This is a genomic window from Martinezella hainanensis, assembly GCF_900094555.1.
GTDB classification, from domain to species: domain Bacteria; phylum Pseudomonadota; class Alphaproteobacteria; order Rhizobiales; family Rhizobiaceae; genus Rhizobium; species Rhizobium hainanense.
Window position 1 is genome coordinate 334,995 of sequence record NZ_FMAC01000005.1, and the last position, 12,631, is coordinate 347,625.

Sequence of the window (12,631 nt, forward strand, 5' to 3'; positions counted from 1 at the left end):
GGCCCAAAGGGGAAACGTGTTGATGAAAGGCGGCGACTATTGTCCAACGTCTGCGATCTCAGATCGTCGCGGCGATCCGGCCGATCTCGGCAATGATGGCGTTGCGTTCGTCGGCTGCGATTTCTGGTATCTCGCAATAGGCCGTTACGATGATCGGCGCTCGATTTGCCGGCCACAGCACTGCAATGTCATTGGCATTGCCGGCTTTGTCGCCATTCGTTCCGGTCTTGTCGCCCACCAGCCAATCCATCGGAAGGCCGGCGCGCAGGCGAGTGTCACCGGTCTTGTTGGTGATCAACCAGGCGGCCAGCTGCGATCGCGAAGCGGGTGTCAGCACATCGGTGAATAGAAGCCGCCGCAGGTTTTCCAGCATGGCCGAAGCCGTCGTCGTGTCGCGCTGATCGTTCGGGTTATCATGGTAGTTCAGCGTGGGTTCGGTGCGGTCGAGGCGGGTGATCTCGTCGCCAAGGCTGCGGCAGAAGGTCGTGATTGCCCCAGGGCCGCCAAAGCTCGCGAGCAGCAAATTGGCCGCGGTATTGTCGCTCAGCGTCACTGCCGCCGCGCAAAGTTCGCCGACGGTCATGCCATTTTCTCCAGCGTTGGGCTCGGTCGCCGGAGAATAGTCGATGAGGTCGCTTTTCGCGTAGTGAATGCGTCGATCGAGCTTCTCTTTTCTTTTGTCGACGCGCGCAAGCACGACAGCCGCCGCCAGCGCCTTGAAGGTGCTGCACATCAGGATGCGCTCGCCGGCGCGGTGCTCGATGCGCCTGCCGCTTGCCATGTCGAGAATGCTGACACAAATGCGGCCGCGATGCTTGGCCTCGAGTGCTGCAAGCCGCGCTTCGCCTGAATTATCGTCTGCAGTGCGTCCAACCGCGCTTAGCCCCGCCAGAATGGGCAAAGCAAGCAAGCTGCCGGCAAGGCTTTGCCGACGCGACAATAGGATCGTCATCTTGTTTCCACTTCGATTGATGTTGCGCAAAGAGGTGCATCTCAGGCCCCGTGGACGTCATTGGGACCTTGCAAATCACCTTGCGAGCCGGACTATGGCGTTGCTTCGTGCCCTAGACAAACGATCAATTCTGGGCTTAGACATGAGAAAAACTTGGTCTTAGGACACAAATGGACATCTCACAGCTGCCGTTGAACGCGCTGCGCGTTTTCGAGGCCTCGGCGCGCCATTGCAGTTTCACGCGGGCGGGTCTTGAACTACGGGTCACGCAGACGGCGATCAGCCATCAGGTGAAGGCGCTCGAAGACGTGCTGGGCGTGACCCTCTTCAAGCGCCTGCCGCGCGGTCTTGCCTTGACCGATGAAGGGCATGCGCTGCTGCCGGTGCTGACCGATGCCTTCCGCCGCATGAGCGCCACGCTCAGCCAACTGGAGGAGGGGAACTTTGCCGAGATCCTGACGATCGGTGTTGTCGGCACTTTCGCGATCGGCTGGCTCCTGCCGCGCCTTGCCGGCTTCAAGGCCCAGCATCCGCATGTCGATCTGCGCCTGAAGACCAACAACAACCGCGCCGACATGGTGCTAGACGGGCTGGATTTCTTCCTGCGCTTCGGCGATGGCGCGTGGCACGGGACCGAGGCTATCCATCTGATGGATGCACCCCTATCTCCCGTTTGCAGGCCCGATATAGGTGAACGATTGCGCACGCCTGCCGATCTCGCCGATGTCGAGCTTTTGCGATCCTACCGGGTCGATGAATGGTCGCTCTGGTTCAGGGTGGCAGGCCTGCAGCCTCCCCATCTTCGGGGCTGGATGTTCGATTCCTCGCTGACGCTGGTGGAGGCCGCGGCACGCGGCGTCGGCGTCGCCCTCGTGCCGGTCGCCATGTTTTCCCATGACATCGAGGCCGGACGCATCATGCAGCCGTTCCAGATTACGGCGATGACCGGCAGCTACTGGCTGACGCGATTGAAATCGCGGGCGGAGACGGCATCTATGAAGGTGTTTCGCCAGTGGTTGCTGGCGGAAATCGAGGACATGCCGGGCTAGGCTGGACAAACGAAAATGGCCCCGGACGTGAGTCCGGAGCCGATAGCAGGGAACGGGTTGGAATGCAGGCAATGACGGCAGCTAGCCGTCTCAGCTGGCGAGCTTCAATCTTACGGCCCCCGTCCGCGTGCCGGAGCGCACCGTCTTGAACCGGCCGACCAGACCGGCAAGCTCGTTGCTGATGTCGGCGAGATGCCGTGTCGAGGCATTCGTCTCTTCCATCAGCGCGACGTTCTGCTGGGTCATCTGATCCATGTTGCGCACTGCGGAGTTGATCTCGCTGATGCCGACGGCTTGTTCCTGCGTCGAACGGGCGATGGCGCCGACATTGCGGTCGATGGAGGCGACCTGATTACCGATCGTGGTCAGTGCCTCGCCGGTGCGGTTCACCAGTTCGACACCGCGACGAACGTCGTTCGACGAGCGGTCGATCAGGTCCTTGATTTCCTTTGCCGCGGTTGTAGAGCGTTGCGCCAGCTCGCGGACTTCCTGCGCGACGACGGCAAAGCCCTTGCCCTGTTCGCCGGCTCGCGCAGCCTCGACGCCGGCGTTCAGTGCCAGAAGGTTGGTCTGGAACGCAATGTCGTCAATGACGGAGATGATATCGGTCATCCTGCGCGACGAGGTTTCGATATCGCCCATGGCGGACACGGCCTGCTGGACGACTTCGCGGGAGCGCTCCGCCTCGGAAGCGGATTCCTTGACAATTGCCTGGACCTCGCGCGTGCGTTCTGCCGTCTGTTCGGAAATGGTGGTGATCTGATCGATCGCGGCTGCACTTTCCTCGAGTGCGGACGCCTGCTGTTCCGTGCGTCGCGCCATGTTATCGGCGGCAGACGAGATCGAACCGGCTTCGTCGCGAACGCGCGTCACCGAATCTTCGATGCGTTGCATGGCGCTTCCGAGCGAGGAAAGCGACTCGTTATAGTTGCTCTTCAGAAGCTCGAATTCGGCTGAAAGGGCTTCGCTGATATCAGCCGTCAGGTCGCCATTCGCCAGCCCCTTCAGGGCGATTCCGAGCGCATTGAGGGCGCGCTCCTGCTCGCGTTGAGCAGCGGCGCGCTCGGATTCCGCGCGATCACGCTCATCGGCCAGCACCTGCAGGTAAACCGAAATGCCGTAATCCATGTCGACGAGGGCGGCCTTGACGATCGCCGACAGCCGCCGTGACAGGGCTTGTTCATGCTTGCGCCGCATGAAACTATTGAGCTGCTGCGCGACGATCGAGCGCACCATGCCTTCGAGGATCAAGGCGTATCCACCAATGTACCAGCGCGGTTCGAGCCCGAGGCGGGCATGGGTCCTGCCGACGGCCGAGACCGCTTCGACATAGTCTGGGCCGTATTTGCCTGATGCGATCGTCTTCCAATGATCTTGCTGCTTGGATTTGGCATGCGCCACATGCTGCTGTGACGAGAAGAACTTCGACATCGCCGGATGTTTGACGATGCGCTCATAGAAGGTGTCGAGAGAGCCTCTGACGGCAGATTCGATGGTCGGCTGCAGCTCTGAAAGAGCCTGCCGGGCATCCTGCCCTAGTCCAACAAAGTCGAGCCGATCGTTCAACTCGTCCATTTTCGATGCGCGCACCATAACCTGCTCCGATGAAGAAATTACAAGCAGTTAGGGCATGGGCATGGTTAAAAATTTATTAGATTTGCAGCCGATTTTCGCGGCAAGATTGTCGCAGCTCCACAGAACTAGGTTGCGCCCGTTGGCGCATTGCAACGTCATTGCCCGTCTTGTCGGCATCTGCTAGAGGCTAGCGGTCATCACGTATCTCGCCATGGGGCAATTGGCATGGGGAACTCCAAGTCAGCAGATAGATAAGCCGCAACAGCTTTTTGTTGTTGCGGCGTGCTGTCGAATTCATTGCAATTGAAGCCAGTGGCAGACGCCGCCCGAACTCTCTTTCGAGCGGAATTTTCTCATGTCTGACATACGCCCGTCATGGGCCTACTCGCTGCCGGCGGCGCTGCTGCTGATGGCGCCCTTTGATATCCTCGCCTCGCTGGCCATGGATATCTACCTTCCCGTCGTGCCGTCCATGCCCGGCATTCTCAACACGACGCCTGCGGTGATCCAACTGACGCTGAGCCTTTATATGATCATGCTGGGTCTCGGTCAGGTCGCGTTCGGCCCGCTTTCGGATCGCATCGGGCGTCGTCCCGTCCTGCTGTCGGGCGCGCTTCTGTTCGCCGGCGCATCCCTTGGAGCGGCGCTGTCATCGGATGCGACCGCCTTCGTGCTTTGCCGTCTATTGCAAGCGATCGGCGCCTCGGCGGCATTGGTCGCGACCTTCGCGACGGTGCGCGATGTCTACGGCAATCGCCCGGAACAGGCCATTATCTACGCGACGTTCGGCTCGATACTGTCCTTCGTGCCCGCACTCGGCCCCATAGCCGGCGCCATGATTGCCGACCGGTTTGGATGGCGCGCCATCTTCGTCTTGCTTGCGATTCTTGCCCTGGCTGCGATTTCCCATGCCCTCGCGAATTGGCACGAAACGCGACCCGAAGGGGAGGCAGATCCACGCCGTTCCATATGGACGATCTTCAAAAGTCGATCGTTCTGGACCTATACGCTGGCCTTCAGTGCGGGCATGGGTACATTCTTCGTGTTCTTCTCGACCGCCCCGCGCGTTCTGATCGGCCGGGCGGGCTATTCCGAGCTTGGCTTCAGCATTGCCTTTGCAACGGTTGCCGTCGTGATGATCGTTACGGCGCGCTTTGCCGGATTGTTTGTCGAGAAATGGGGTGTCGCGGGCGGCGTTGCGCGGGGCATGATGCTGCTCCTTGCCGGCGCGGCTGCCCTTGTGCTTGGTCAACTCTATGGAGTGCCATCTTTTGCAAGCTTCGTGCTGCCGATGTGGATCATGGCGGTCGGCATCGTCCTTGCGGGATCGGTGACGGCAAATGGGGCACTGGCGGAGTTCGGCGATATCGCCGGATCTGCCGTGGCGTTCTATTTCTGCATTCAGAGCCTGATCGTAAGTCTGATAGGTACCCTGGCGGTCACAACCTTGGACGGCGATAGCGCATGGCCGCTGATCGCTTTCGCCACGCTGATGGCGCTGCTGGTGCTGGCAGCACTTCATCTGTTGCAGCTTCGCAATGCCTTGGCCTGAATTGATGAGCGCGCGGCGCTCATTGCGTAAAATCTGAAATGACCGCCCGCGAAAGCTGGCTTTCGCGGGCGGTCATTTCGTTTCTTCCACTTCCTGCTTGATGCAAGGGTGCCTGTCGTCAGACGCTATCTTTGGTATTCATGACCATCCTAGCGCCATCCGAGTGCCGGTGCGACATGCGTCAGGATAGACTCGATAACATGGGCGTTATAGTCGACCCCGAGCTGGTTCGGCACGGTCAAGAGCAGCGTATCCGCTGCGGCGATGGCTTCGTCCTTTACCAGCTCCTCGATCAGCACATCCGGCTCGGCGGCGTAGCTGCGGCCGAAAATGGCGCGTGTCTTCTCATCGATGAAACCGACCTTGTCCGAATCCTTGCCGCTGCTGCCGAAATAGGCGCGGTCGAGATCGTTCACCAGCGCGAAGATGCTGCGGCTGACCGAGACTCGAGGCTCGCGCGTGTGCCCGGCTTCTTTCCAGGCCTCGCGATATGCGCGGATCTGATCGGCCTGCTGGACGTGGAAGGGCAGGCCGCTTTCATCATCCTTCAGCGTCGAACTTTGCAGGTTCATGCCGAGCTTTGCTGCCCATACGGCCGTGGCATTGGAGCCGGCACCCCACCAGATCCGCTCGCGCAGGCCCTCGGAATAGGGTTCCAGGCGCAACAGGCCGGGCGGATTGGGAAACATCGGCCGGGGATTGGGCTGGGCAAATCCTTCGCCGCGCAGGAGATCGAGCAGCACTTCCGTGTGCCTGCGGCCCATGTCGGCGTCGCTTTCGCCCTCCATCGGCGTATAGCCGAAATGGCGCCAGCCATCGATCACCTGTTCCGGCGAGCCGCGGCTGATGCCGAGCTGCAGCCGCCCGCCGGCGATAAGATCGGCAGCGCCCGCATCCTCGGCCATATAGAACGGGTTCTCATAGCGCATGTCGATGACGGCGGTCCCGGTTTCGATACGGCTGGTCTTGGCGCCGACCGCAGCCAGCAGCGGGAAGGGCGAAGCGAGCTGACGGGCGAAATGGTGGACACGAAAATAGGCGCCGTCCGCACCCAATTGCTCGGCGGCGACGGCCAGATCTATCGATTGCAGTAGCGTGTCGCCAGCAGAGCGCGTCTGCGATTGGGGTGAGGGCGTCCAGTGGCCGAATGAAAGGAAACCGATCTTCTTCATGATACCATCCTACAATATCCGGTTAGCACGGCCCGATTATGCGTCCTGCATGCCGAAGCAAATCCAGTCGAACATATCTGATACATCCGTTGCCTGCTCCTTCACGCTAGGACTCGCAAAAGGCCGTAGGTTCAGGCGCGTATATGTGCATGGATGCGTTTGGATGGAACAACACAATCTGTGAACTGATTGTCAATATCGATAGGGGCGTCGATACTCGATGAAGCCTTGACCGTTCTCCGGGTCGGGTTTGCCCCCTTTTAGTGCAACGGCTTCTGAGCCGATGCTGAAAGTCAGAAGATCTTCCGATAGAAATGGCGGGCCATCCCGCGCGGATAGTTTTCCAGCGTGCCGAAGCGCTCATAGCCCTGACGCTCGTAGAAGCCTGGGGCCTGAAAGCTGAACGTATCGAGCCAAACGCCGATGCACCCTTTGGCCTTGATGATGTCCTCCGCCTCGCGGATCAGCTTCGATCCGAAATCCGCGCCGCGCAGACTTTCCGGGACGAAGAGCAGCTCGATGAAAGCCCAGTCGAAGTAGATCTGCGCCCAGAGACCGCCAATGATGCCGCCCGTTTCGTCGCGCAGCACGACGGCAATCGGCTGGTAATTCTCATTGCCCGCCTTTGCGGTGTTAAAGGCGTCCAGAGGCGCAAGAATCGCGCGGCGATCGGCGTCCGTCGGGCTATCCAGGACAGAAATAGTGGCGCTCGACATGATTGAATTTCTCTCCGGCATGGTTTTCTGCGTGTTTTCTAACATGAACAAATTTTAAGGAACACGTTAACAATCGGATAACGCACCGCACCGAAACTGCCGCGCGTGTGAGTGCATCTCTCGCTTTCAACGTCCTTGAAACAAGAAATGGCAGGAAACTATGTTTGCAAGAAATTTCGCCCCCGTTCTGGTCTTCGTCGCATTCAGCGCCGGTATCGCGCATGCGGAAGTGCCCGTCCGTATCGATCAATTCGATCATTGGGGCGCATATTCTTATAAATCCGGCGACAGCGTCAGTTGCTATGTTTTATCGAGGCCGGTTGCGCAGCAGCCAGCCAGTGTCGACCATGGCGATAACTTCTTCATCGTCTCGCGCCTGTCCCCCGGCGACAAATTGGTTCCCGAAGCTGCAATGGGCTACGACCTGAAAGACGGTGCGCAGATGACGGCGACGGTCGGCGACAAGACGTTCCCGATGTTTACGAAAGATCGGCACGGCTGGGTAAGGAACGAGGCACAGGAGCCGACCATGGTCAACGCCATGAAAGGCGGCGCACAGCTGCAGTTGCAGGCAACCTCGAAGCGTGGCACCGAGACGAGCTATTCCTATTCTCTTTCCGGCATTACAGCCGCATTGAAGCGGATAGAGACTTGCCAGTGAGGGCGGCGGCTTTTGAAGATCGACCGGCGATTTCGTTGCGGCGAGTTGTGTAGAGGATAGGCGGATTGGCGTCTTCTCATTCCGCGGAGAAGGCGCCAGTCTGGGCTTTCGAACTGATATCTCTTGTGAAATCAAAAATCCTGATATAAATGAAACCTGTTGATGGGGAATTCAGGATTCGATGAAGCGCGGCTTTCTGACAATTTATGCGGGTGAGAACGCGGCGGTCTTCCGGGCGCTTTCGGCGCCGGCGCGTGTCGATATGCTGAAGCTGCTCTGCGCCAGGGGCTCGCTGAATGTCAACGAGATCGCCCGGGAACTGGATCTGCCGCAATCGACCGTCGCAACGGGCATCATGATCCTGGAGGAGGCCGGTCTTGTCGAGACCAAGGCCGCGAAAGCGCGCAAGGGCTACCAGAAGATCTGCACCGCGCTTTACGACGAAATCCTGCTCAGCTTCGAGGACCAGGCCTTCAAGCATGACGAGGACGTGATCGAAGTCGCCATGCCGATCGGCCTCTATACGAGCTGCGAGACGCATGCACCATGCGGGCTATGCTCGACCGAGGGCGTCATTGGTCTGCTCGACGTTCCCGACTATTTTCTCGATCCGCAACGCATGCAGGCTGGTCTTCTTTGGTTCGGCCGCGGCCATGTCGAATATAAATTCCCGAATAATGCCAAGATCTTGAACCGGAACGTCAACGCCATCGAATTCTCGATGGAGCTGTCCTCCGAGGTGCCTGGCACCAATCCGGACTGGCCGTCCGACATCACCGTCTGGATCAACGGTGTCGCCGTCGGCACATGGACGTCTCCCGGCGATTACGGCGACAAGCGTGGGGCTTTCACGCCAAGCTGGTGGAAGCTGGAAGGTTCGCAATATGGCAAGCTCAAGACCTGGCGAATCTCGAAGAAGGGCACGTTCATCGACGGCGTTGCCGCTTCCGATGTGACGATCGATGATCTCGCCATCAGCCAGCATTCGTCGATCCGCTTGCGGATCGGGATTGCCGAGGATGCGCGTAACACCGGCGGCATCAATATTTTTGGCCGCGGCTTCGGCAATTATGGCCGCGATATCCTGATGCGCATCGATTTGGCGCAATAGTATCGTAATTTGTGATACATAGCATATTGTCGGAGCTGAATTCCGATAAGTCATATTTTTCATAAGTCGCTGATTTTTCGGGATATTTTATCAATCCGCGGGCGATGTTCTTGTGGCTTTTGTGATATTTTCCGCCGTGAGTGCGTTGACGACCTTCCAAAAGTGTATCAAGATCAAGGTATAAGAACGAAATATCTGATATATATGGGAGGAAGGCCGTGAAGGCGCATGTGATCGTCCACCGTGATTTCCGAATTGCCGACATCGATGATCGGCTCTACAGCTCTTTTCTGGAGCATCTGGGTCGGGCGATTTATGGCGGCATCTACGAGCCGGGCCATCCGACCGCCGATGAGAACGGATTTCGCAAGGATGTGATTGAGTTAGTGCGCGAGCTCAACTCGCCCTATTGCCGCTATCCGGGCGGTAATTTCGTTTCAGCCTATAATTGGGAAGACGGGGTGGGGCCTCGTTCCGAGCGGCCGGTGCGCCTCGACCTTGCCTGGCGGACGCGCGAGGCCAACCAGATCGGCGTTAATGAATTCGTCGATTGGTGCAAGAAGGCCAACACCAAGCCGATGCTTGCCGTCAACCTCGGCTCGCGCGGCCTGGATGCGGCGAGAAACTTCCTCGAATATTGCAACCATCCGGGCGGTACCTATTGGTCGGACCTGCGGCGCAAGCATGGCTGGGCCGATCCGCACGGGGTGAAGCTGTGGTGCCTCGGCAATGAAATGGACGGCCCCTGGCAGGTCGGTCACAAGTCCGCCTATGAATATGGCCGCCTGGCCGATGAAACCGCCAAAGCCATGCGAGGCTTCGACAAGTCGCTCGAACTCGTCGTCTGCGGCTCGTCCAATTCCGATATGAAGACCTATCCCGATTGGGAGGCTGATGTTCTGGATCAGTGCTACGACAGCGCCGATCATATTTCGCTGCACATGTATTTCGCCAATCGCGAAAAGAACACGCTCAACTATCTCGCCAAGGCCGAGAAGCTCGATCGCTACATCGTCACCATCGGTGGCGTCATCGACTATATCAAGGCGAAGAAGCGCTCGAAGAAGACCATCGGGATTTCCTTCGATGAGTGGAATGTCTGGTATCACTCCAACCAGCAGGACAAGGAAATCCTGGCGCGTGACGAATGGCCGGATGCGCCGCATCTGCTTGAAGATGTCTATAATTTCGAGGACGTACTGCAGGTCGGCGGCATTCTCAACACCTTCATTCGCCGCTCCGATCGCGTGCGCATTGCCTGTATCGCGCAGCTCGTCAACGTGATCGCGCCGATCATGACGGAGGACGGCGGTCCGGCATGGCGCCAGACGATTTACTACCCGCTCTATTTCGCTTCGAAATATGGTCGTGGCTATGCGTTGCGCCTCGTCACCGACGGCCCGACCTATGACAGCGACGAGGCCGATGACGTGCCCTATCTGGATGTGTCGGCCGTCCATGATGAGCTCGGCAAGATGGTCACGCTGTTTGCCGTCAACCGTCATCCCGACAGCGCGCTCGATCTCGACACGCGTCTCGAAGGCTTTGCCGGAGCTCGCGTCGTCGAACAGCATGAAATGGTTCATAGCGACCTGCAGGCAGTTAACACTGCGGCGCAGCCGAATGCGGTCGTCCCGACCCAGACGGGTGATGCCAAGATCGAGGATGGTCGCCTTCGCGCCACGCTGAAGCCGCTATCCTACACGGTGATCCGGCTGGCGGTGTGATGCCTTGCCGCTGGGGCCGATGCGCCCCGGCACCGAAAACGGTCGAACGGTCGCGAGGAGGCGACCGACGATCTGTTGCAGACCCGGACCGCCGCACGCAACTTGCGCGGCCAGCCGGGAAAAAAGGGGTGAAAATCGCGGTCTGCTCATCATCGCTTGGGTGCGCCGTGCAGTCGATAAAAATGGGAGGAGATCATGCAGCAGTGGAAGAAGCTTGCCTTCGGCGTCGCACTGGCCACGTTCGGCCTCATTGCGGCGGCCAAGGCTCAAGATTATACCGCCTTGCCACGCAAGGAGACCTTGATCGTCGAAAATCCTGAGGGAACGATCAAGAACCCTGGCTGGTTCAATGTCTGGGTCAATGGCGGCGGCGGCGTCTCGACCGGCATTCAACAATTGACCATGGATACGCTCTGGTACATCGATCCGGAGAAGGGCCTGGGCGGTTCGGCATGGGATAATTCCCTTGCTGCCGACAAGCCGCAATATAACGACGATTTCACCCAGATGACGGTGAAATTGCGCAAGGGCATCTACTGGAGCGACGGCGTCGAATTCACCGCCGATGACGTGGTCTACACCGTCAAGACCCAGATGGACCATCCGGGCATGAACTGGAGTGCGGCCTTCTCGGTCCAGGTCGCGAGTGTTGAAGCACCGGATCCCTATACGGTCGTCTTCAAGCTGAAAAAGCCGAATTCGCGCTTCCATGCGATCTTCACCGTTCGCTGGAACGGCGCCTGGATCATGCCGAAGCACGTCTTCGAAAAGGTCGCCGATCCGGTTCGCTATGATTTTGCCAATCCCGTTTCGCTCGGCGCCTACAAGCTGAAGGCGTTTGACCCGCAGGGTAAGTGGTACACCTGGGAGAAGCGCGACGACTGGCAGCGCACCTCGCTTGCCCGCTTCGGCGAGCCGGCTCCGAAATATGTGAGCTATGTCGATCCCGGCCCACCGGACAAGCGGACGATCGCGCAGCTCGAGCACAATCTCGATATCATTCACGACAACACGCCCGAAGGCATGTTCACGCTGAAGGAGAAGTCGAAGACCGTCGAAAGTTGGTTCCCCAGTTTCCCCTTCGCTCATCCCGATCCGACGCTGCCTGCCGTAATCTTCAATACACAGGATCCGCTGTTCCAGAATCCGGACGTGCGCTGGGCATTGGCATTGCTCATCGATATCAAGGCCGTCGATATGGCGAGCTATCGTGGTGCTGCGACGCTTTCAGCGCTCGGTGTTCCGCCGACGGCGATTGCCATGACGGACTATCAGGTGCCGATGCAGGATTGGCTGAAGAATTTCGAGATCGATACGGGCAAGCGCAAGATCAAGCCTTACGATCCGACGATCGGCCAGCAAATCGCCGACCTGCTGCGCAAACAGCCGAAATACAAGGATCAGATCCCGACCGACCCGGCCGCGATCAGCAGCGCCTTTGGCTATGGCTGGTGGAAGCCCGACCCCCAGGCGGCAGCCGAGCTTCTGGAAAAGGCCGGCTTCAAGAAGGCTGGCGGCAAATGGATGACGCCTGACGGCCAGCCCTTCAAGATCCGCATGACGGTCGAGGGCGACACCCGCTCGGTCTTCACCCGTGCCGGCACGTTGATTGCGCAGCAATGGGCTGCCTTCGGCATCGACGCCAAGGCCGTTCCCTCCTCGGCCGTCTGGCAGGGGCTGGCGACCGGCGACTTCCAGTGCGCCATTGCCTGGAGCGTCGAGACATGGGGCGGCGATCCCGATCTGTCCTTCTTCCTCGATAGCTGGCATTCGGATTTCGTTGCCAAGAAAGGCGAGAATCAGGCGGCGCGCAACTGGCAGCGCTGGTCCAATCCGGATCTCGACAAGATCATCGAAAACATCCGCCGCGTCAGCGCCGATGATCCGAAGGGCATCGAGCTTGGCAAGGACTATCTGAAGCTGGTGGCACAGCAAATGCCGACCATTCCTCTGATGTCCTACAACGTCTTCACCTCGATGGATACGACCTACTGGAAGGGCTATCCGACCATTGCCGACCCCTATACGGACCCGGTTCCCAATTGGGCGAACTCCCGGTTGATGATGGTCAAGCTCAAGCCCGCCCAGCCTTAGTTTCTCCCGACCCTGGTGCGGC

At 59.0% G+C, this 12,631-nt stretch carries 10 protein-coding genes; 6 read left to right on the forward strand and 4 right to left on the reverse strand.

Features of this window, described 5'->3' with window-relative positions:
- Positions 1 to 58 precede the first annotated feature (58 nt).
- Positions 59 to 952, reverse strand: coding sequence for a class A beta-lactamase (gene bla / locus GA0061100_RS18165; RefSeq protein ID WP_075854109.1), 894 nt, complete (start codon positions 950 to 952; stop codon positions 59 to 61).
- Between the two features lie 170 nt (positions 953 to 1,122).
- Here bla and GA0061100_RS18170 point away from each other — a divergent pair, with 170 nt between their 5' ends.
- Positions 1,123 to 2,001: a LysR family transcriptional regulator gene (locus GA0061100_RS18170; protein ID WP_075854110.1), complete on the forward strand. Its 879-nt coding sequence runs from the start codon at positions 1,123 to 1,125 to the stop codon at positions 1,999 to 2,001.
- A gap of 90 nt (positions 2,002 to 2,091) precedes the next feature.
- Here GA0061100_RS18170 and GA0061100_RS18175 read toward each other — a convergent pair whose 3' ends face one another.
- Complete coding sequence (locus GA0061100_RS18175; RefSeq protein ID WP_075854111.1) at positions 2,092 to 3,594, reverse strand: globin-coupled sensor protein; 1,503 nt, start codon at positions 3,592 to 3,594, stop codon at positions 2,092 to 2,094.
- Positions 3,595 to 3,931: 337 nt separating this feature from the next.
- On the opposite strand from GA0061100_RS18175, the gene cml reads away from it, so the two are divergent.
- Positions 3,932 to 5,128 (forward strand): CmlA/FloR family chloramphenicol efflux MFS transporter, encoded by a 1,197-nt coding sequence (gene cml, locus GA0061100_RS18180; RefSeq protein WP_075854112.1) that lies wholly within the window; start codon positions 3,932 to 3,934, stop codon positions 5,126 to 5,128.
- Positions 5,129 to 5,277: 149 nt separating this feature from the next.
- Here cml and GA0061100_RS18185 read toward each other — a convergent pair whose 3' ends face one another.
- Together GA0061100_RS18185 and GA0061100_RS18190 are read right to left on the reverse strand one after the other, a co-directional pair.
- On the reverse strand, positions 5,278 to 6,300 hold the full coding sequence (locus GA0061100_RS18185) for an LLM class flavin-dependent oxidoreductase (RefSeq protein WP_075854113.1): 1,023 nt from the start codon (positions 6,298 to 6,300) through the stop codon (positions 5,278 to 5,280).
- 293 nt (positions 6,301 to 6,593) lie between these two features.
- Positions 6,594 to 7,016 carry a GNAT family N-acetyltransferase gene (locus tag GA0061100_RS18190; RefSeq protein WP_075854114.1) on the reverse strand — a complete coding sequence of 141 codons (423 nt, stop codon included), beginning with the start codon at positions 7,014 to 7,016 and terminating at the stop codon, positions 6,594 to 6,596.
- A gap of 160 nt (positions 7,017 to 7,176) precedes the next feature.
- On the opposite strand from GA0061100_RS18190, the gene GA0061100_RS18195 reads away from it, so the two are divergent.
- The 4 genes from GA0061100_RS18195 (at position 7,177) to GA0061100_RS18210 (ending at position 12,609) form a co-directional block, all read left to right on the forward strand.
- Positions 7,177 to 7,677: an invasion associated locus B family protein gene (locus tag GA0061100_RS18195; protein ID WP_075854115.1), complete on the forward strand. Its 501-nt coding sequence runs from the start codon at positions 7,177 to 7,179 to the stop codon at positions 7,675 to 7,677.
- A 181-nt stretch (positions 7,678 to 7,858) separates the two neighbouring features.
- The gene (locus GA0061100_RS18200; protein ID WP_075854116.1) at positions 7,859 to 8,788 is read left to right on the forward strand and encodes an ArsR/SmtB family transcription factor; all 930 of its coding nucleotides are present in this window, start codon (positions 7,859 to 7,861) and stop codon (positions 8,786 to 8,788) included.
- Positions 8,789 to 9,006: 218 nt separating this feature from the next.
- A complete protein-coding gene (gene arfA, locus GA0061100_RS18205) occupies positions 9,007 to 10,515 on the forward strand; it encodes an arabinosylfuranosidase ArfA (protein ID WP_075854117.1) in 1,509 nt (502 codons plus the stop codon).
- A gap of 195 nt (positions 10,516 to 10,710) precedes the next feature.
- Complete coding sequence (locus GA0061100_RS18210; protein ID WP_075854118.1) at positions 10,711 to 12,609, forward strand: ABC transporter substrate-binding protein; 1,899 nt, start codon at positions 10,711 to 10,713, stop codon at positions 12,607 to 12,609.
- Positions 12,610 to 12,631 lie beyond the last annotated feature (22 nt).

What these genes read in the sequence shown, in the direction of transcription:
- GA0061100_RS18175 (WP_075854111.1), bottom strand. Translation starts at nt 3,594, where the DNA reads ATGGTGCGCGCATCGAAAATGGACGAGTTGAACGATCGGCTCGACTTT.
- GA0061100_RS18200 (WP_075854116.1), top strand. Translation starts at nt 7,859, where the DNA reads ATGAAGCGCGGCTTTCTGACAATTTATGCGGGTGAGAACGCGGCGGTC.
- GA0061100_RS18210 (WP_075854118.1), top strand. Translation starts at nt 10,711, where the DNA reads ATGCAGCAGTGGAAGAAGCTTGCCTTCGGCGTCGCACTGGCCACGTTC.
- bla (WP_075854109.1), bottom strand. Translation starts at nt 952, where the DNA reads ATGACGATCCTATTGTCGCGTCGGCAAAGCCTTGCCGGCAGCTTGCTT.
- GA0061100_RS18170 (WP_075854110.1), top strand. Translation starts at nt 1,123, where the DNA reads ATGGACATCTCACAGCTGCCGTTGAACGCGCTGCGCGTTTTCGAGGCC.
- cml (WP_075854112.1), top strand. Translation starts at nt 3,932, where the DNA reads ATGTCTGACATACGCCCGTCATGGGCCTACTCGCTGCCGGCGGCGCTG.
- GA0061100_RS18190 (WP_075854114.1), bottom strand. Translation starts at nt 7,016, where the DNA reads ATGTCGAGCGCCACTATTTCTGTCCTGGATAGCCCGACGGACGCCGAT.
- GA0061100_RS18185 (WP_075854113.1), bottom strand. Translation starts at nt 6,300, where the DNA reads ATGAAGAAGATCGGTTTCCTTTCATTCGGCCACTGGACGCCCTCACCC.
- GA0061100_RS18195 (WP_075854115.1), top strand. Translation starts at nt 7,177, where the DNA reads ATGTTTGCAAGAAATTTCGCCCCCGTTCTGGTCTTCGTCGCATTCAGC.